Origin of the sequence: Sorangium sp. So ce375 (genome assembly GCF_051473855.1) — a bacterium.
GTDB lineage: Bacteria > Myxococcota_A > Polyangia > Polyangiales > Polyangiaceae > Sorangium.
The window spans coordinates 7,826,029-7,846,375 of sequence record NZ_CP150335.1; the positions used below are offsets into that span (position 1 = coordinate 7,826,029).

Sequence of the window (20,347 nt, forward strand, 5' to 3'; positions counted from 1 at the left end):
ACCTATTTCAGGGGTCTGCGCTGCGTGGGCGCCGGGCCGACGGGTACGCAGAAGCCGGGCGCAAGCGGCTGGGGACGCACGTCGCGGCGGCCAACGGACAACCCACAGCCTGCGCAGGTGCAGAGTGTTGGCCAGCACGAAGCGTGGGTCGACGACGATGTGAATGTTGTCGTGCTCGCCGTCGGGGACCATGTGGGGCGCTGCAAGGAAGATGCCGCGCGACGAGGAGGAGGGACGATGCTTAAGGCGTCGTCCCGTTGTTGATCAATCCGAGCGCGGTGAGCTTCGCCAGGAGATCGGCGAGGGCCGCGCCGCTCGATCGCGAGCCGGTCACGGTCGGCTTCGCGACCGGCGCGGCGCCGTAGAACCCGATGCCCGTCGCGTTGACGGTGAGGCACGTCGCGGTGTCGTGCCGTATGGACAGGGTGCCGGACACCTGGATCAGCATGTTGGCGTGCGAGCCGATCGACACGTCGGTATGCCCCTCGATCCCGAGGGAGGTCTGCCCCTCGACGTGGAGCCCGACGCCGCCAATCGATTGCACGAGCGCGCGCTCCGCGGTCGGCTTCCAGATCCGCAAGAAATTCGTCGCGCCCGCGGAGAAGTACATCGATGCGGTGGCGTTGGCCACCGGGGCGCCGAGCTGCACGAACGTGTGGCCGCTGTGGTGCGTGCCAGGCGTCGCGCCGTCACCGCCGCCGATCTCGAGGTCGAAGCCCGGCGGGTGGTCCACGATGCTCGTGGGCGGGCCGAGCGCGCCGCGCGGTGCGCGCACCGCGTCGAGCACGGCACGGCCGCGGCCGACCATCCCGCGCGTGGCCGTCTGCGCTTCGATGAAGCAGTCCTGCCCGAGACACTCGACCTCGGTGTCGTAGTAAGCGTGGGTGGTCGTCAGGCCGCGAACCTGGATGTTGCGGCTCGCGGCGTCGATGCGGACGATGCGCGCGGTGCCGTTGTTGAAGCTGTCCGCAAAGGAGATCGGCACGACGGGCGAGATCACGATGCATTGCCGGCAATTCTCGAAACGGATACCGTCGGGGTAGCCACCGTTCCACGGCCCGTCCGCCGTCGCGAGCTGTGGGTTGACCAGCACGATATTGTCGCAGTCCACGAAGCGGAAGAGCGACGGCGACTCGCGCTCCCCCTCGTTCGCGAGGTTCATCAGCGTGGCGTTCTTGACCCCGATGAACTCCCACGCGGGCCGGCCGTAGCCGCCCTCGCAGCGGCAGTTCGCGACCCACAGCTCGCCGGAATGGTCCGCACGCAAGAGCGCGCCCGGGACGCCGATATTGCGGCAATTCTCGATCACGGTTCCGCTCGAGTAGTCCAGCAAGATCCCGACGCCCGAGACCTTGGTGTCCTCGGGCCCGGTGCCGCTCATGCCATAGAACTCGCAGTTGCGCAGCCGGCAGCGCGAGCCGCCGCGGATGAACACCAGGCCATCGACGGCGCTGCCCGAGCTGGTCGCGAAGAGCACCTCGTCGAAGTGCAGCTCGCCGCGCGCGACGAGACCGTTGCTCGGCAACGGCGTGCCGACCGGGCCCTGGGCCGGGGTGTAGAACTCAAACGCGCGCGCGGCGCCGCCCGTCGCAAGCGCAATGTGCTCGATCGTCCATCGCGCAAAGTTCGTATTGGCGGCGTTCTGGTCGGGCACGAAGATCGGCACGGCGACGGCGGCGGAGAGCTGCGAGGCCTGCTTGCCGTCGCCGAAGATGCGCAGCCCGCCGAAATACGGCACACGCGGGAGCACGATCGACGCGTCGATGGCGTACTCGCCCACGTCGCCCAGGCGGCCCGGGAAGTACACAGCGCCGGTCGTGTGCGACGGTGCCGCGGCGTTCGTCATCGCGTCGATCGTGGCCTGGATCGCCGCGCGAGTGTCGGCCGCGTGCGTGCCGTCATTGTAGGCGCCGAACCAGAGCACGGAGAGCGGGCCGCTCACCACGCGCAGCCAGCGCCCGCTGACCGGCGCGCCGCCGGGCCGAATCACGGTGCCGCCGTTATCCACCGTGGTCGCGGTCGCGTCCCAGCGGAAGAACCCGCCGCCGCCGTCGCCGGGGCGCCGGTACCCGAGCAACTCGACGAAGGTGTCGCCGCCGCCCGGCGGCGGGCCCGCGGGCGGGGGGAGTGCGCGAAGCGCGGTCATCGTGTCAACAGTAGTGGTCATGAGCTCCTCCTTGCTGCGGAAGAGGCGCTCGCATCTCTGGGGTTCGGTGCCGAGCTGCCGGTCTCGTGGCGAGCCCTGCTCCGTGCCGCGCTGCAACGAGGGCAGCACGGCGCCCTGCCCTTTTCGGGCAGCTCGAAGGCGCGAGCGGTGTCGCGGCGCTCGACGCGGCTCTCGAGCGCCGACGTGACCGGAGCAGCGGGATCGATGGGCCATTCCGGTCCGCCCAGCTCGAGGGCGTCAAGGCTCCGACCCGCATAGGCCCGCAGGAGAGCGATCGCCCCGTCCTCGTTCAGACGTGCCCTGAGCATTCCGAGGGACGCTCCGCTCAGCACGGCCGGCGTCCGCTCGAAGGCCGCTCGCTCCTCCAGGAGACCGTCCTCACCGAATGCGCGGACCATCGCCGAGCCACACTCGGCTTCCACGAGGAAGCTGCCGCTCATCCCGGGGATGTCGCTGTACGGCAACAGCCTCGCGAGACGAGGCGCGTCGGCGCACGAGACCACCCGCGGATAGGTGGGAGTCTCCAGGCAGAGGCGAAAGACCTGCCGATCGCTGGCCGCGATGAGGTGGTCTCGCGTCGCGATCATGTGCTTGACTCCCATGGCGGGGACCCAGCGCGTCATCAGGGTGCTGGAGACGGATTTGATGCCAGTCTCGGTGAGCAAGTACGCATGGCCCTTCGCCGTGACCGTCGCGAGCGTGACCCCCTGTTCGAGGCTCACGGCGCCTCCGCCGCGCTCGTCGGTGAACGCGATGAAATGGGCCCCTCTGCCACCCCACAGGATTCCACCGCCAAGAAACGGCGTGAACCCCGCATAGTCGTGGGCCTCGATCTCGTGGACCTTCCTCGCCGCGGTCCCGTGCCGGAGGTCGAAGACCTCGAGGGCTCGATCGGTGAGCACGAAGAGCGCTCGCCGTCCTTCGTGGTGTCCCAAGCTCGCGTGTCGCGCCGCGGGAATACGGAGGGTCTCCTCCGCGAGCGCCACCTGGTAAATGCCCAGCATCCCTCTCCCTTCTGCTTCCGCGGTGCCCCTCGAGTGGCGATTCGCCGGTGCCCCCACTTCCGCGGTGATCTCCCGGGTACCCGCCGGCAAGCCCAGCGTGAGCCAGACCGATCCGCTCCGGTCCACGACGCTCCTGCCCAGCTCATGGCCGCGCAGGTCCTTGACGACGAGCGTGGCCCCCGCGCTAGAGTCCCGGATCGCAAACGTCCAGAGCTGTTCCACAACACGCTCGTAAGGGGGAGGATCGATGAGCCACCTGGGGTTGAAGTGCTTGCCCCAGAAGATCGGTATCCATCTCCTGCACTTCTCGATCCTCGTTTTCGTGAGTTCCATATCCATCTTCTGCTTCTCTGCGTCGCTCAAGGCGGCGAACGCGTCGATCGTCAGAATGCGAGCGCCCATGCTCGTCTGGATCAGAACCTTGCAGGGATAAGGTGCGTTCAGGAACGCCTGCTTGACTTTCGCGGCCGGAATCTCGATGCTAATCGACTGAGCACCCACCGAGAGGAACTGCTTGTACTGGTTCGCAGGGTCGTCCAGCACCGACACGGTGCAGATCCGGGGGATTCCGACGCCGTCGGAGGCGTGAAGATCAATCTGGGCGGACACGACCAGCTTCGGCGATTCACAGGGATCCTGATAGGCCCAGGCGAATTTCGACGTCGAGACCCCGAGCGTGTGCTCCGCGTGGAGCGCCACGGCGGCGGGCACGAACGTGCCGCCCAGTTGAAGGCTGCTCTCCGTTCCGCCCACGTGGGTGAGGCTCATCCCATTGATGAGCTCGAAATTGTCGAACGTCTGACGGAACTCCATGTTCGCGTCGGTTTTGTCGACCTCTTGAAATCCATCGATGACGAGATCCGCCGGCTTATAGCTGCCGGGGCTGGTGAGAATGCCGATGAAGACCCCGATGGGGGTGACGAGCGTGCCCGTGATCCCGAGGTCCAGACAGGGCGGCGCGCCGCCGGGACAGTGGACGTTCTTGCCGTCGACATACATCCAGAGGCTCACGATCGGCCAGAAGAGGAGTCCGCTCACCGCGCAAACGAACACTTCGGCGTCGTTCGCGTCCCAATAAACCTTGCCAGTTATCTGGAGCCGATTGGGCGCGGGGATCTGGAAGGAAATGTCCATGATAACGTCCACGTCCACGTCGACTGGGATCGGGATAGCGATCACCACTGCGTTGCAGGCGTGAGGAACCTCGCCGCTGAACGCGACGGAGACCTTCGGCACAGACGGGTCCCATGTCGCATAAGGGAGGGCGGAGCTGGGGACGAAAGCGCCCTCCTCGTTGGCCTGCCTCAGTTGCGAGTGAATCCGGCTGTTGAAAGAGCTCAGGACGATCTCCTTGTCGACCCATACTTGCCAGTCGAGCCCTGCGGACAGCGCGCCGTCGAAGTCGGCAGCGTAGAAGGCATTCCAGGTCGCGATGGTTGGATCGGGCCCATTCAGTTCGATTCGAAAGATCACCACCTGTCCGCCGGGGTCATCGATGCTGCCTCCGAGCGCGACGCCGACGTTCGTGGCGACGAGAGTCGTTTGCAGCTTCTGGGCGAGATCGGTCACCGGCAGGGTCTCCCAGGGGGTGGTCCCGATCGGGATGACCACGGCGTCGATCGCCGCGACGACATTCGCCGCCTCTTCGGCCGTAAGGAAGGACCCGAGGTCCCCCAGATCCACGTCAACGTATTCGATTCTGTAAGCGGCGCTACCCTGCTCGTTGAGTCCAAAGCCGATCCGTAAGATCAGCGTGATCACCGGGGTGAGGCTCCCTTGCGTAGGGCTCTCTCCGCTGCTCTCCAGCTCCGCCAGCCCGACGGGAAAGAGGGTGACGCTCTGGTGGATGTGCACGTCGTATGCGCCGGATACCACGCTACCGCCGTTCTGGGTGGTGACGGCCTTGTAGGGGTTCGGCACTCGGTGGAAGGTCGGAGGGCTGGTGATCTCCACGTGATCGATCACATGAGCGGCGCCGCCGACCGCGAATGTCCCCGGAGCGCAGACCTCGTCGGCGTTGAATGCCTTCAATACCCTATTTGCGAGAGTGTTCGTACGCAACCTGAATTCGAGCAACATAATGGACCTCTGGTTAGTGACGGTTGTGTGTCGAGGTTGAGCCGAGTGGCTTGATGCTTTGATGTTCGCTCCGGAGTCGGCTCCGGCTCGCGTCGACCCGCCGGGCAGGGCGGGCGCAGCTCCAACGAGTTGACCGGATGCAGGCGTTCTGCCTCCACTTTCAATCGCTGATGATTACTGCAAATCCCCGGGCTCTCGGGGCGCACTCCGTCAATCTATACTTTGGGCGAGCGAGGCACGGACGGGCGTCAGCGTTTTCAGTCGCGCCGTTTCCGTCATCCACGGGGAGCTTGCCGGCGTCGCCGCAGCCTTGCGTCCCCCGTCTTGCAAGGTCTTGCAAGGTACGTACCAGGGGCGACGAGGATAGAATTCCGCGGCGCCTTGGGGCGATGACGTTCTGAGACGAGGAGGGAGCCCCTCTGCGGCCTTGCGTCGTGCGTGCGGCACACGTGTGCGCGCACGCGAACCTACGCAGAAAACCTGGCCGAGCGGCCGATCCAGGTAGGCGGCCACTATTATTTATCCGACGCTCGGCCCAAGCGTGCTCACGCCTCCGATGTCACCAGCAGCCCGCGGCCGATCGCCTTGTGAACGACCCGAGCCGCCATCTCGGCGCCGACTGCGACGGCGCGGGTCAGGGCCCTGGCGAGTTAAGCGACCACCGCGGCCCGGGGCGGGCTGCGGGCTGCAGACTATCGCGATGAGCGCAGCGGTCTGCGCACTGTCGAGGACTTGGGGCGGCCCCGCGTGGGCTGCGTCGAGCGCCGTGAGCGCGCGTCCCGTCTCGGGGATTCTCATTTCTGGGACACCGTCCCTTCCAGGAGACAGCCCGGCTGGCGCGATCGCACAGGATGGCCGCCGGCGGGCCTTTGACCGGAGCTCGTGTTCGGGCGCAACACACGACCGACGTGCCCCTGATCCACCGCCTCCCGACCGCCGGCACGCTCCGTGCTGGTCCTGATGCGGGGAACAACGCGCCGCCGTTCGGCGGTCCAGCAAGGGAGCAGATCATGTCCAATGTCACGTCGCGCATCCTTCATGCCGTGAATGGCGATCATGCGGTCATCCAGGCGCTCGCCGGCGCCATTGCGCGCAACGACGGCCAGGCCGTCCACGAGATCCTCGCCGCGCGCGGCGTCGCGCTCGAAGCCTCCGAGCTCGGCGACGTGATGTCGCAGGCCGCAAGCGCCGCGTCGTCCGGAACCTGTACCTGCACCTGACCGCGGGACGAGCGCCGGCTAGTCAGGGAGGTGCATCGTGGAGCGTTCTTTGGATATCGAGGTGACGCGGCGCTGCAACCTGCGCTGTGATTACTGCTTCGTCGGCTGGTCGCGCGGCTGGACATCCGATGTTCCGCGAGACCTGGCAGAGGAGATCGTCCGCGAGGGGGCAGGCCGGTTCGACCTTCTCCATATCACCGGCGGCGAGCCGTTCGCGTGGCGAGGGCTGCTCGAGCTCATCGACCTCGGCCTCTCGCTCGATTACGCGACGGCGCTCGTCAACACGAACGGGACCCTCCTTGACGACCGGACGATCGCCCGCCTCGCGGCGCACCGGGCTCGCGCCCGGATCTCGGTGAGCTTCGACGGCCCGCGCGAGGTTCACGACCCGGTGCGCGGCCCCGGGCGCTTCGACGAGGCGGACGACGCCGTGAGACGCGCGATCGCCGCAGGCGTGCCGGTGACCATCATGACGGTGGTCACGAAGTCGGTGCTCGCGCGCTTGCCCGAGTTCCTCCTGGAGCGCTGGGCCGCGCACCCGGGGCTCTCCGGGATCACGCTCTTTCCCGTGGGCGTCGGGCCGACGGGTACGCAGAAGCCGGGCGTGCCGCTCATGGCGTTCTCGCCGTCCGACCTCGAGCTGCTCGCGGCTCACGTCACGCTCGCGTGGCGCCTCGGGATTCGCGTGGTGGTGGCGGCGTATCCAGTGATCAACCCGATCCTGCGCCGCCTCGGCTACCCGGAGGAGATGCTCTATCAGTGCACGGCGGGCCGCGGACGCGTCTGTGTCCACGCCGACCGCACGGTGTCGCCGTGCCACCCGGTGGCCACGCCCGTTTACGGCACCTGGTCCCCGGGGCTGTTCGACCGGCTGCCTGGCTTCGCGGCGCACGCGCGGATGCGCGACCGGGACTACGACGGCTGCTCCACCTGCAGCCAACGTGAAGGGTGCGGGCATTGCCGCGCGTTCGTCACGGCCTCGGGCGCCGGCTTCTTCGGCAACGACGAGATCTGCCTCGACGTGGTTCCGGGCCGCCGGATCGAGCGCGACGCCGAGCCGCGCGCGGGCCTCTTGGGTCGTGAGAACGGCCGCGCCCGGCGCGCGCTCCCGGTGGTGCCATGAGCGCCGCGGCGTCGGGCGGCGCCGCGCTGGTGCGGCGCCTCGGAGCGGTGCTCGAGCACGGGCGCATCGAGGAGCTCGACGAGATCCTCACGCCCGACTGCCGCGACGAGAACCCCCTGGCCGTCCAGCTCCCCGGCCGCGTCGGCGTGGCGCTGAAGGCCGCCTGGTATCGCACGTGCGAACCCGAATCGCGGATGCGCTTCGTCGCGTTTGACGAGGACGGGAGCGTCGTGATCGCCGAGTGGATCACCGAGCTCCCGGGCCGGGACGCGTCGCGCTGGCGCGGCCGCTTCGTGATCGAGGGCGATCGCATCGCCGCGTTCGAGGTGATCCGTGTGGGATGAGGCGCGCGCGCTCTTCGAGGCGCACCGCGCCGCGCTGGCGCGCGCGGGGATCCCGCTCGCCGCGCGTATCGAGCCCGACACCGGGCTGATGTGCACTTACTCCGCGGGCGTGATCCGCCTGCGCGTCAGCGTCGCGTGGGGCTACCTCGACCTGCTGCTCGATCCGGAGGACGATCTCGATGCATTCCGAAGCGATCTGCTCCTGGCTGGATGACGCCATCCGCGATCTCGCGCGCCTTCGGGAGGGCGCGGGTCCGGCGCTGCGCCGCCGCCTCGACGCCGCCCTCGGGCGCATCGCGCGGATGAACGGCGGAGAGGGGGTGCGCGACGCGCTCGAGCGGCCCGGCGCGACGCCGTTCGTGCGGCTCGTCGACGCCGCCGCCGTGGACTTCGGGCTCGCAGGCGATCCGCGCGCCGGGCTCGTCGGGCGCGCGACGGTGATGGAGTACCTCTACGTGCGCCTGCAGGACGACCTCGTGGACGAGGAGGCGATCGTCGATCGCGCTTCGGTCTACGCGATGGAAGCGGCGCTCGCGTTCCACCTCGCGCTGCTCGCCGAGGCGCAGATCCCGCGGGCGGCGTGGCTCGCGCGCTCTCGCCTGATGGCGCGCTTCGCCGACACCTCGGCCCAGGAGATCGACGAGCGGTGCGCGCCCGACGGCATGCCGGCCGAGCGCGCAGGCGAGAAGTTCCTCGGGATGGCGATCCCGCTCATCGCGCTCGCGTCCTTCGCGGGGCGCGACGATCTGCACGACGATCTATCGGCGTTCGTGGTGCACCTCGGCGCTGCGCTGCAGATGGTGAACGACATCCTCAATGCGGCGGAAGATCGCGCCGCCGGGCGCACGACGCCGCTCCTCCGATGGATCGGCGCGGTGGACGGCGGCGACGCGAACACGCTCCGCGCCGCGCTGCTCGGGCATCCCGCGACGGCGCGCGCGCTCGACCTCGCGCGCGCCGAGGCAGAACGGGCGGCGGCGCTCGCGGGACGGCGCGGCCTCGAGCGGCTCGCGGCGCTCGCGCAGGGCGCCCGCGCCACGGTCGACCGCACGAGCGAGCGGCTGCTCGGTCAGATGCTCGGCATCCACGGCTAAGCCCTTGATCCCACGGGAGATCGCTCGTGCGCACATGCCAGTGAACGCTGCCTCCGTTGTTTCTGCGTCCCTTGGCGCGGCTCGCGTAGAGCGCGACTCCCGAGGAACTCGGCGAGGAGGCGACGGCCGCTCGCGAACCGATCCTCCCCGCGACGCGCTCGTCGTTTGTTATATACGAGCGATGTCGCCCTCTTCCACCGACGGCTCCGCGACGCAGGCGCACGTCGAGAAAGAACGGGATTTCTACCGCAAGCTCCTGGAGCTCGGTCAAGCCGACGAGATCGAGCCGTTCCTCTCGGACGCGCTCGCGTTGATCGTCGAGATCAGCGGGGCTCTCCGGGGATACGTCGAGCTGATGTCCAGTCCCGACGACCGGGAGCCGACGTTCTGGGTCGCCCACGGCTGCGAAGACAAGGATGTGGCGGAGATCCGTGGTTATTTCTCGCGGGGGGTCATCGCGGAGGCCCTCGCCACGGGCCGCACCATCAGCACGGTGTCCGCGCTCCTCGACCCTCGCTTCTCCACGAGCAAGAGCGTGCAGAAGAACCGCATCGAGGCGCTCCTCTGCGCGCCCGTCGGTGCGGCTCCGCCGGTGGGGGTGGTCTATCTGCAAAATCGCGCGAAAAAAGGCCCCTTCCCCGAGGACGATCGGCGGCGCGTCGAGGCCTTCGCGCGGCACATCACTCCGTTCGCCGAACGGCTGCTGCTCCGGAGGCGCAGGGCAGACGAGGCGGACTCGACCCGTCCCCTCCGCCGCACGCTGCGGGCGGACGGCATCGTCGGCAGGAGCGCCGCCCTCGCCGATGTGCTCGCGCAGGCCGCGGCGGCGGCCCCGCTGGACATCACGGTCCTGCTCACGGGGACCTCCGGGACAGGCAAAACGCAGCTCGCCCGGGTGATCCACGAGAGCAGCCGGCGGGCTCGCGGGCCGTTCGTCGAGCTGAACTGCGCGGCGCTCCCGGAGGCGCTCCTCGAGAGCGAGCTGTTCGGGGCGCTGCCGGGCGCGCACTCGACGGCTGGGAGAAAGATCGAGGGCAAGGTGGCCGCCGCGGAGGGGGGCACGCTGTTCCTCGACGAGATCGGAGAGCTGAAGCCCTCGGGGCAGGCCAAGCTGCTCCAGCTCCTCCAGTCCAAGGAGTACTACCCGCTGGGCGGGACGCGGCCTGTCCGGGCCGACGTGCGCGTGCTCGCCGCCACGAACGTCGATCTCAAGGTGGCAGTCCAGCGCAAGGAGTTTCGCGAGGACCTGTTCTACCGGCTCCAGGTGTTGCCGATCCGGCTCCCGTCGCTCACCGAGCGGCGGGAGGACGTCGCGCTCCTCTCGGAATATTTCTGCGCGGAGACGTGCAAGACCCACGGCTTTCCCCGCCTGCAGCTCAGCGTCGATGCGCTCTGCGCGGTGGAGGCGGCGGAGTGGAGCGGCAACGTGCGCGAGCTCGGGCACGCCGTGGAGGCCGCCGCGATCCGCGCGGCGGCGGAGGGGGTCGCGCAGATCGAGCGGCGGCACCTGTTCCCGCCGGCGGCGGGGGCGAGCCGGCCGGAGAAGGGGGCCGGCGCTCCGGTCGAGATCGGGCCGTACAGGGGGCTGACGTTCCAGGAGGCGACTCGCCGCTTCCAGTCCGCGCTGCTCCGCGATGCGCTGGAGGAGAACGGCTGGAACGTGGCCGACGCCGCGGCGAAGCTCGATCTCGCCCGCTCCCACGCCTACAGGCTCGTTCGCGCTTTCGACCTCTCGCGGCGCTGATTGCGATGGCGCCCCTGGCCCGAAAGAAGCCTCGGGCTCGCGTCGTGGCTGCCGCGGCGCTGGCGTCGACGACCGCCCTGCTCCTGCCCGTCGCCGCTCGCGCGGACGGCGCCGCGGACGAGGCCGACCTGCACTTCGAGATCGGCAACGAGGCCTATGAGAAGGGCGACTACCGCGCCGCCCTCGAGCAGTTCCTCCAATCGAACCGCCTCGTCCCCAACCACAACGTCGTCCTCAATATCGCCCTTACCTACGAGAAGCTTCAGCGTTATGCCGAAGCGTACCGCTACTTCGTCGACGCGCTCGACGGCGAGACCAACCCTCAGACCATCGCCACCATCCAGACGATCATCCAGCGCATTGGCACCAAGGTGGCCGTCCTCCGCGTCGAATCCAGTCCGCCGGGCGCCACAATCTACCTCGAGCGCAAGGACCTCGGCTCCCGCGGCCAAGCGCCCCGGTCGCTCGCCATGGCCGAGGGCAAGACCACGGTTATCGTCGAGCTGCCCGGCCACGAGCCCGTCACCCTCGACGACGTGACCGCCAAGCTCGGCTCCGAGACCCGGGTACAGCTCGTCCTCAAACCCATCGTCGGCAGCGTCGACGTGGCCATCGAGGGCGCGCCGCGTGCGGCCGTCCACGTGGACGACGAGCGGGCCCCGCCGGTGTGCGTTGCGCCGTGCACCTTCGCCATCGCCCCCGGCCCGCACGTCCTCTTCTTTCACCGCGACGGGTATCAGGCGCCGCAGCAGCAGATCCTGGTCATGGCCCGGGAGACCGTCAGGGCGATCGCCACGATGACCCCGCTCACGGGCACGGTGGTCGTGCAAGCCAGCGAGCGCGACGCGGTGGTCGAGATCGACGGGAAGGCCCTCGGATTCACGCCCACCGTGGTGCAGAACATCCCCGTGGGGTGGCGGCTGGTCAAAGTCACCCTGCGCGGATACGCCCCCATCGCGCGCGTGATCGAGGTCAAGGCGAATCAGCAGACGCAGCTGCTGGATCTGCGGCTCGTGCCGCTCCGCCAGGTCGCCGCCGCCTCGCGCTTCACGGAGAACATCGACGACGCGCCCTCCTCTGTCACCGTCATCGACGGGCAGGAGCTCCGCGCGTTCGGCTATCCGACCCTCTGGGAGGCGCTGCGCGGCATCCGCGGCGTGGCGCTCTCGAATGACAGGACGTACCTGTCGGCGTCCATCCGCGGCATCGGGGAGCCCAACGATTACGGCAACCGTATGCTCGTGCTGCAGGACGGCGCCATCCTCAACGACAACCTGCTCAACAGCACGTACATCGGCACGGATGGCCGTCCCGACCTCCAGGACATCGATCGGATCGAGGTCGTGCGCGGCCCGGGATCCTTGCTGTACGGCGCGAACGCCATGAGCGGCGTCATCAACATGGTCCCCCGCACCAAGGACCAGCCGAGCTCGGTGCACGCGAGCGTCGGCACGTATGAGAACGCGGTGATCCGCGGCCGCGCCGGGTTCCATGTGAACTTCACCCCGAAGAGCGGCCTCTGGGCCAGCGCCTCGGCGTCGACCTCGGATGGCTTCGACTCCCCCGTGTACCAGCGAGATTCGCCGGGCGTCGCGAGCGTGGCGAACGGGGTCGACTTCCACCGCGCGCGCGGTACGGCCGGGCGGCTCTGGTCCGGCCCGCTGACAGCGCAATGGTATTACAACCAGAACATGCACCGCGTGCCCATCGGCGCGTATGGAACGATATTCAATGACGCGCGCACCTTCCTCTTCGACGAGCGGTTCCTCGGCGAGGTGCGCGTCGAACCTAAGCTCACGCGGTCGCTCCAGCTCCTCCTCCGGGCGCACCTGAACCATTACAACTACGACGGGGAGTACGCCTTTAAGAGTGGCCTCTCGACCGACAGCCTGCAAGGTACCTGGTTCGGCGCCGAGGGGCGCCTGTCGTGGATACCGGTCGACGGCCTGCGCGTCACCGGCGGCGCCGAGGTCCAGGAGCACCCCGTCGCCTCGATCTTCGGCTACGAGGAGGACGGCACGACGTACGTGGACGAGGACCACCCCAGTCGCATGTTCGCGCCTTACATGATCGCGGACTGGGGCGCGGCCTCATGGCTGCGCCTCTCGGCAGGCGTCCGTTACAACCGGTTCGACTACGACGGGCCGAGCAAGGACACCGGCACGCCGATCTTCCGCGGCGCGGTCATCGTCAAGGCGGCGAAGGCGACGACCCTCAAGCTGATGGGCGGCAACTCCTTCCGCACGCCCAGCATCTACGAGCAATTCTATCACGACGGGCCCGGCGGGGCGCAGGTGAAGGCCACGGACCCGGAGAAGGGCTTCTTCCTCGTGCCAGAGCACATTTACACGGGCGAGATCGAGCTCTCCCAGCGCTTCCTCGACGACTGGTCGGTGCTCGGATCGAGCTGGATCAGCCGGGTCGAGGACATCATCAACACGATCACCGTGGACCCGCAGACGGGCGCGCCGAGCACGGCGCCCGAGGTCCCGCAGCGCTATGTCAACCGGAGCGAGCCGGCGCTCATCGTGGGTACGGACGTGGAGGTGCGCCGGGAGTGGCGCCAGGGCTGGTTCCTCTCCGCCCATTACAGCTACCAGCGCGCCCGGTACTTCCCCGCGGGCGATGAGCTCGCGCTCCAGAGAAACCCGCGGCTCGTCAACGTGCCCGAGCACTTCGCTGCGGCCCGCGGCGTCGTGCCCGTCCTCCAGGAGGTCGCCTCCCTCGGCGTGCGCATCAACTTCGAAGCGCCGCGCCGGATCGCCTTGAGCGGCGACGAGGTGACGCGCGAGAGCGTCACGGCCGACGTGACGCTCTCGGGGGGGACCCGGCGGTTTGGCCTGAGCTACGTGCTCGGCCTCTACAACGTCGCCGACCAGCGCTACGACTATATCAACGCAGCCTCGTACCGCTCCAGGCTCACGCGCCAGAACGGCCGCACCGTCCTGTTCGACCTCACGTTCCAGCATCCGTGAAGAGGACGCGCCAGGTCAGCGAGTGCGGCGGAAGAGGAGCGTGCTGACGGAAGGAGACGGCTCCGGGGCGGCAGATGCGGTGGTCTTCGTAGGCAGCGGGCTGCGAGGGCTCTTCTTCGGGGCCTGTTTCGCGCCGGAGCTCGCCGGCTTGGACGTGGGCGGCGGGGCCGACTCGGGCGCAGCCTGGACCTGGGCCAGCGTGGCGACGAAGCGGATATCCCGGAACGCTGGCTCTTGCCGGAACGTGTAATCGACGTACCCCGCCAGCGAGAGCGTGAAGACGCGGGGCGCTGTGGCGAGGCCGTCCAGCTCGATGGTCATCGGCGTCTTGCCCAGCTCCTTGTCGCGCTCGCGCACGGTCGCGCCCACCGGGCTCGATTCGAGCTCGAGGGTGTATTGGCTCCGCGCGGCCTGGGTTGCGGGGGCTGGGGGGGCGGCCTGGCTCGACGCTTCCTCTTTCGTGCCGACCGTGTCGGCAAAGGCCGCCGCGGCCGCCACGAGGCCAATGCCGAGGATCGGCAGGAGGCGGTTGTTCTTCGCCGCGGGCGCTCTCGGCGCCGGCGCGATGTCGGTCGTTTGCTGGGCGAACTCGGCCTGCGTCCGGGGCTCGTCGGTTCGCTCGCTCGCGACCGTGCGATTCGCGACCAGCGTCGCCTGTGCCGGGTGCTCGTGGGTTCGCGCGCGAAGCACCCGCTGGAGATCCTCCAGCACATGCGCGCAGCTCGGCGGCCGTGCCGACGGCTCGAGCTCCATGCAGGCGCGCACGATGGCCTCGACCTCCGGATCGAACGCCGCGCCGTCCTGGAAGAAGTCGCCCTGGAGCAGCGCGTGCATCGTGGCCCCGACGTTCGGGCCAAGGAACGGGTGCCGCCCCGTGACGAGCTCGTGGAGCAGGACGCCGAAGGAGAAGATGTCCGCCCGAAAGTCGATCGGATCGCCGAGCAGCTGCTCGGGCGCCATGTAGGCGATCGTCCCGGCGATCCCATCGGGCTCCTCCGCGCCGGTGCGCTTCCGCCGCGCAACACCGAAATCGATGAGCTTCAGGGGGCCGTCCTTGGTGAGGAAGACGTTCTCGGGCTTGATGTCCAGGTGGACGATATATGCGCTGTGGGCTGCGGACAGACCACGCAGCACATCGCAGGCCCAGGAGCACGCCTCCACCAGGGAAGGCCGCTCGCGGTCCATGCGCGACCGGAGGGTCTCGCCACGGAGGAGCTCCATCACGATGTAGGCGCAGCCTTCGTGTACGCCGACCTCGTGGACCGTGACCACGTTCGGATGGTTCAGCGCGGCTAACGCGCGCGCCTCGCGGAGCATCGCATCGTGGTCGGAGGCCACGGGCTCCAAGGCGACCTTGAGCGCCACCTCGCGCTCCAGCTGGAGATCGAGCGCGCGATGGATGTCCCCCATACCGCCGCTGCCGAGGCGGCCAAGGATGCGATAGTGCCCCAGGATGTCGCCCGGCCCGAGCGGCACATTCTCGACCGGAGCCGCCTCCGAGCGTGCGCCCGGGTCAAACTTCTGGAGGCGCTCGGCAATGCTCTCCCCCCTCCGCACCGAGACGGGGACCGTCTCGGCGTCGCTGGGCACCCGAGCGGCACCTTCCCGGATCATGCAGCGTGCAGAATAACAGGACGGCCACCGTGCCGCACCGGAATTTCGCCTGCCGGGGAAGCGTCACGCACCGGCGGTGGAGTCGATGGAGGAGGGCGCGCGAGCGCGGTTGAGGTGCATCTGGATGCTGGTGTGCTTGTTTCGGATCTCCCATTCGAACACGTCTCCATGAAGCATGCCGAGGACGCGGTTCGAGTACAAGAACGTCCCTCCCGAGTCGCCTGGGTTGGCCTGCGTTCTCGGTCAGGCGATGCCCGCAGCGCCCTGTGGCGCCCACGCGGCGAAGCCCCTGTCCCGTTTCGGGGATTCTCATTTTGGAGACAGGTGTCCCTTCCAGGGGACGAGCGCCCCGCAGGCTCGCCGCGCGCGATCCTGTCAGCCCGAACGCGCCTTGAGGCATCGCCCCGGAGCCGCCGGCTGGAATGCCCCTAGCTGGCTTCGGACGCTCGCCACGTCCCTCGCGCGACTCAAGCCCACCGCGAGTCATCGACCGGGCACGCGTGTTGCAATTGCACCGCGGCGCCGCTCGAGCGGATTGGGCGACCGTCCAGGAGTTGAGCTCATGAGTAAGAGAATCGTTCGTGCCGTGCTCTCCGCACGCCTCGCATGCTGCGCACGAAGGGGGAACGCACGATGAACAACAAGAAGCCGATGTTATCCAAGAAGCACGTCGCGAACGCGGCGGGGATGCTCGCGCTCATGAGCGCGCTCACCGGCGCGACGGAGGCCAAGGCCGGGCGCGTGATGGAGGTGCAGCTCGAGCAGGAGCGGCTGCTCCAGCTCTTCGCCAGCGCCGGCGAGGCCGCCGCGGATCTGAGCTGCCCGAGCGAGACGCAGATCGACCCCGGCGATCCGACGCTTTACCTCCTCGAGTACGCCCGGTTCCGCGACGCCAGCGGCAGCCTCCTGCCTGGCGCGATGATAACGCGCGACGAGAGCGCGCCGGACTCGGGGCTGTCCGGCGAGCTCCCGTTCGTGGCCACCTTCAAGAGCGTGAAGTGCGCGGAGACCCCGGGATGCACGACCACCGTCGACGTCGCTGACCTGACGGCCACCTTCGCAGTCGAATTCGACGGGCAGGACATGTGCGTCACCATCACGAGCATCGAGAAGGGCGTGGTTGCGCTGCCGCCCTCGATGTTCGGCATCGACGACTCGCCCATCTGCAACGCGCTCGATCCAGCGGACCTCGCGCCCGTGGCTGGGGACGCGCCCATCGCCTACGCCGGCATCAGCGTGGATGGCTCTGCCGATGGCAGCGTCGATCCCGGCGATCGCGTCGCGCTGCGCATCGTGACCGGCAAACTTTCCGGGCTGCCGCTCTCCCAGAGCGCGTTTTACGACGGCAGCGCCCTGGCGCCGAGCCTCGGCACCGACTGGAGCGCGTTCTTCGACTTCGGGCTCGTGCGCGACCGGGTCAAGAGCGGTATCGCCGACGCGAACGAGACGCTCTCCACGATGCAAATGCCCGTCGACCAGGTGAAGGTCGCTCTCGTCGAGATGGCGGATGGCTCGCCGCGCCTGGACCTGCAACTCCACGCCGATGTCAACAAGGTGAAGATGCAGCATTCGGACAACGGCGATCCGAACAGCTGCGGCTCGGAGGACAACTGGGCCTTCGGGATGCCCTGCGAGGAGGACAGCGACTGCGGCAACAGCGGGTACACCTGCGTGGCCAACAGATGCGACGACTACTGCGATGACTTCCAGTTCTGCATCGGCGACCTCGACGTCGACGTGGAGGCCGACGTCCAGCTGCCGCTCTCGCTCTCGGCGGACGGCCGCCACATCGTCGGCAGCGGGTACGTGGACCTGGCCATCGAGGAGGCGCAGCTCACCCTCTGCTTGCTCGCGTTCATGGTGCCGCCCGTCGAGGTGGGGAACGGCGTGGCCATCGCCAACGAGATCGTCGGCAACATGAAGTTCGCCTTCCCCACGCAGGAGCCGCTCACCTTCGAGTGGGTGTCCACGCCGAGCGGCGACAAGATCAGGGCGTCGGTCTCGATCCCGGTGCCGCTCCCCGCTCTCGAGGCGGGCCACGCCACGGCGACCTTGAAGGCCACCACCTTGGCCGTGGCGGACGGCCCCCCGGACGGGCTGCTCCCTGAATTCAAGGCGCTCCTCGTGGGTGGCGACATGGACATCTCCGAGCCGTTCCCTGCGCCGACCACGCTCAGCACCTCCGACTTCTTCTGGCAGCAGCCGACCCCGTGTAATCCGATCGAGGAGGGTTATTTCGCGAACGTGCACGTGGACGGCCATTTCAACAACCTCCTCTGTGGGCCGCCGAAGCTCATCGACAAAACAGGGCTGTTCTCGGTGGTCGGACCGCCAAACGCGCAGCCGGCTCCGGCGGGCGATGAGACGCTGCCCCTGCCCGTGATCATCGGGCTCGAGGCCGTCGACGACCCGAAGACCTTCGATCCCTCGACGCCCGACCCCGTCATCGCCGTGCGGACCTGGGGCGGCAATGTGGCCATCGCCGTGAAGAAGCCCATCGAGGTCACGCAGGCGGAGAAGGAGGCTTACGCGGCCGAGCACCAGTTCGACATCTACGACTGCCTCGACATCATTGCCGGCACCCCGGGCTCCTTCAACCCCAAGTGGCGCGTCGATCCGCCTTGGGACATCCTGCCCATCGGCCTCGACCTCGAGGGTCGCGAGACCAAGGATGTCCCGCCCCTTCGGCTCACCGAGATGCAGCTCTTCTTGTCGGCGGGCGCGCCCATGACGGCGCGCGACGGGCAGATCCGGATCGATGACGCCGTGCTCATCGTGCAGGCGACGTTCGTCGACGAGCGGCAGCAGGAGAAGGTCGTCGCGGCGGGCGTGGTGACCACGGGGCTGTGGGGCAGGCTCGACGAGCGCACCGGCCTCGCGACGCTCACGGCGTCGAGGCTCGCGCTCTCGCTCGACGTCGAGCCCACGCATGTTCCGCGCGGACTGTCAGCCCTGCACGTCGACCTCGCGCCGCTGACGGACAGGATCGAGCTCACGGGGGGCTGAGATCCAAACGCGATCCGAAAACCGAGATCCTCGAAGCGGCCGTCCCACCGTAAAGCCACGGCGCACAGGCTGGTTGACAGAAACGAGCATTCCGTCCCCTGTCGGGGGGCACTGTCGCGATCACCTGCAACAACGCGGCTCAGGGTGCTGGCGAGCGAGGTGTTCACGAAGCCTCCTCGAGCGCGATCTTCGCGGGGAAGCGCGCGCCCGGAAACAGCAGGTGCGTGAGGATCGGTGAGAGGCCCGCCAGCGCAGCCGCCATGCTGAAGTGAAGCGGGTAGCCGAGGCGCCCCGCGGAGAAGCCGCTGGCGGCCGAGGCGACCCCCGTGGCGATCACCATCGCGCTCGCCTGAAGGGTATAGTCCGTGGCGGCGCACTCCGGATCGGTCCAGTCCATCATGCACGTGAAGAGCGCCGCCGTGGCCATCCCCCCGGCGAAGTGCTCGAACGCGCAGAGCGCCGCCAAGAGCGGCACCCCTGTGTCCGCGCGCGCGACGTACGCGTACCCGAGCACGCTCACCGCCTGGAGGACGGCGAAGCCGACGAGCGACGATCGCCGCCCGAGCCGCAGCACCAGCGCCCCGCCGGCCAGCGCGCCGAGCAGCCCCGCCACGAAGCCCACCGTCCCGAGCAGCCAGCCGATGTCCGCGAGCGAGAGGCCGAGATCGGAGAGGAACGGCCGCAGCATGCCGACCGCGAAGGCGTCGCCGAGCTTGTACACGACGATGAGCGCGAGCACCCGCGTCGCGTGAGGGCGCCTCCAGAACGAGGTGGCAATGGCGGCGACCGAGGAGGATCGAGCCCCTTCGCGCCCTCCACCGACCTCGCGGGCAAGCAGCGTGGGGACGCTCAGGATCGCGATCGCCAGGGCCATGAGCGCAAAGGTCAGCCCCCAGCCCAGCCGGTCGAAGAAGACGAGCAGCGCCCCTCCTCCCACGATCATCCCAGCCCGATACCCGGCCACCTGGACGCCGTTGGCCCAGCCCCGCTCGCCGGGCTCCAGCATGTCCACCGCCAGGCCGTCCGTGGCGATGTCCTGCGTTGCCGAGAGCAGATTGACGATCAGCACCGCCACGAGCACAGAGGAGAGCCCCTCACCGGGCTCCCGCAGCGAGAGGAGCCCGAGCGCCACGATCGTGAGCGCCTGCAAGGGGAGGATCCACGAGCGGCGACGCCCGAGCCGGGGAGAGAAGAAGCGATCGACGAGCGGCGCCCAGAGGAACTTGAGCGCCCACGGGAGCGCGAGCAGGGAGGCGAGCCCGATGCCCTCGAGCGAGATCCCCTGCTTGCGCAGGAGGACGGGGAGCGCCTGGGTGAAGAAGCCGAAAGGGAGCCCCTGGCAGATGTAGAGCGACGTCAAGAGCCCGAGCCGCCGCAAGGACAGATGGGGAGAGCTCATCAGCGGCTTGCCTTCCTCGTTCCGAAAGAGAGGCCCAGGAGCCCCGACGCCATCGCCCACGTCGCGCCGGCGGCCGAGCCCGGGGGGATGAGATCGCGCGCCGTGGCGGCGAGCACGAAGTACCCCTGAATGGTGGCCACGATGGCCGCAGCCGCGGCGTCCGCGTCGACCCGCGCGCGGGAGAACACCCGCTCCCGCGCGCCGCGCCGCACGATGGCAGCGAGCCTCCTGACCGCGCTCTCGAGCGCGCCCGCGAACGCCTTTTGCACCCCGGCGTCCCGGAGCGCCTCGCCGCTGATGCAGATCCAGCAGGCGAGCGCCTGAGGGTCGGCCCCCTCGCCCACCCGCAGGTGCGCGTCGATGAACGCGCGGAGCTCGGCCTCTGGATCGCCCGCCGCGACAGCGAGGCACCGCTCGATCCGAGCTTCGTAGTCCTGCGCGAGCAGCTCGACGGCGGCGAGCAAGATCTCTCGCTTGCTCTCGAAGTGGTAGTGGACCAGCCCCGGCACGATGTGAGCCGCCGCCGCGATGGCCCCGATGGACGCCCCCTCGTAGCCGCGCTCCGCCATGACCTTCAA

13 protein-coding genes are annotated in these 20,347 nt (G+C 68.8%); 8 read left to right on the plus strand and 5 right to left on the minus strand.

Annotated elements, in window-relative coordinates; all coding sequences use genetic code 11:
- Positions 1 to 241 precede the first annotated feature (241 nt).
- A complete protein-coding gene (locus WME90_RS28830; protein WP_437275221.1) occupies positions 242 to 2,167 on the minus strand; it encodes a hypothetical protein in 1,926 nt (641 codons plus the stop codon).
- Positions 2,164 to 5,250: a hypothetical protein gene (locus WME90_RS28835; RefSeq protein WP_437275222.1), complete on the minus strand. Its 3,087-nt coding sequence runs from the start codon at positions 5,248 to 5,250 to the stop codon at positions 2,164 to 2,166. Before WME90_RS28835 ends, WME90_RS28830 begins: the two co-directional genes overlap by 4 nt.
- Before the next feature lie 1,010 nt (positions 5,251 to 6,260).
- On the opposite strand from WME90_RS28835, the gene WME90_RS28840 reads away from it, so the two are divergent.
- The 7 genes from WME90_RS28840 (at position 6,261) to WME90_RS28870 (ending at position 13,750) form a co-directional block, all read left to right on the plus strand.
- Positions 6,261 to 6,470 carry a hypothetical protein gene (locus tag WME90_RS28840; RefSeq protein ID WP_437275223.1) on the plus strand — a complete coding sequence of 70 codons (210 nt, stop codon included), beginning with the start codon at positions 6,261 to 6,263 and terminating at the stop codon, positions 6,468 to 6,470.
- A gap of 37 nt (positions 6,471 to 6,507) precedes the next feature.
- Positions 6,508 to 7,593, plus strand: coding sequence for a radical SAM/SPASM domain-containing protein (locus WME90_RS28845; RefSeq protein WP_437275224.1), 1,086 nt, complete (start codon positions 6,508 to 6,510; stop codon positions 7,591 to 7,593).
- Positions 7,590 to 7,937, plus strand: a complete 348-nt coding sequence (locus WME90_RS28850; RefSeq protein ID WP_437275225.1) for a nuclear transport factor 2 family protein — start codon at positions 7,590 to 7,592, stop codon at positions 7,935 to 7,937. Before WME90_RS28845 ends, WME90_RS28850 begins: the two co-directional genes overlap by 4 nt.
- Positions 7,927 to 8,151 carry a hypothetical protein gene (locus WME90_RS28855; protein ID WP_437275226.1) on the plus strand — a complete coding sequence of 75 codons (225 nt, stop codon included), beginning with the start codon at positions 7,927 to 7,929 and terminating at the stop codon, positions 8,149 to 8,151. The genes WME90_RS28850 and WME90_RS28855 overlap by 11 nt, the downstream gene beginning before the upstream one ends.
- Positions 8,117 to 9,031, plus strand: a complete 915-nt coding sequence (locus tag WME90_RS28860; RefSeq protein WP_437275227.1) for a hypothetical protein — start codon at positions 8,117 to 8,119, stop codon at positions 9,029 to 9,031. Before WME90_RS28855 ends, WME90_RS28860 begins: the two co-directional genes overlap by 35 nt.
- Before the next feature lie 181 nt (positions 9,032 to 9,212).
- On the plus strand, positions 9,213 to 10,775 hold the full coding sequence (locus WME90_RS28865; protein WP_437275228.1) for a sigma 54-interacting transcriptional regulator: 1,563 nt from the start codon (positions 9,213 to 9,215) through the stop codon (positions 10,773 to 10,775).
- Between the two features lie 44 nt (positions 10,776 to 10,819).
- Positions 10,820 to 13,750: a TonB-dependent receptor domain-containing protein gene (locus WME90_RS28870; RefSeq protein WP_437275229.1), complete on the plus strand. Its 2,931-nt coding sequence runs from the start codon at positions 10,820 to 10,822 to the stop codon at positions 13,748 to 13,750.
- A 15-nt stretch (positions 13,751 to 13,765) separates the two neighbouring features.
- On the opposite strand, the gene WME90_RS28875 is transcribed toward WME90_RS28870, so the two are convergent.
- A complete protein-coding gene (locus tag WME90_RS28875) occupies positions 13,766 to 15,340 on the minus strand; it encodes a protein kinase domain-containing protein (protein WP_437275230.1) in 1,575 nt (524 codons plus the stop codon).
- Between the two features lie 657 nt (positions 15,341 to 15,997).
- On the opposite strand from WME90_RS28875, the gene WME90_RS28880 reads away from it, so the two are divergent.
- Positions 15,998 to 18,370 (plus strand): hypothetical protein, encoded by a 2,373-nt coding sequence (locus WME90_RS28880; protein ID WP_437275231.1) that lies wholly within the window; start codon positions 15,998 to 16,000, stop codon positions 18,368 to 18,370.
- Positions 18,371 to 18,533: 163 nt separating this feature from the next.
- Here WME90_RS28880 and WME90_RS28885 read toward each other — a convergent pair whose 3' ends face one another.
- Both WME90_RS28885 and WME90_RS28890 read right to left on the minus strand, forming a co-directional pair.
- The gene (locus WME90_RS28885) at positions 18,534 to 19,769 is read right to left on the minus strand and encodes an MFS transporter (protein ID WP_437275232.1); all 1,236 of its coding nucleotides are present in this window, start codon (positions 19,767 to 19,769) and stop codon (positions 18,534 to 18,536) included.
- Positions 19,769 to 20,347: a TetR/AcrR family transcriptional regulator gene (locus WME90_RS28890; protein WP_437275233.1), complete on the minus strand. Its 579-nt coding sequence runs from the start codon at positions 20,345 to 20,347 to the stop codon at positions 19,769 to 19,771. Before WME90_RS28890 ends, WME90_RS28885 begins: the two co-directional genes overlap by 1 nt.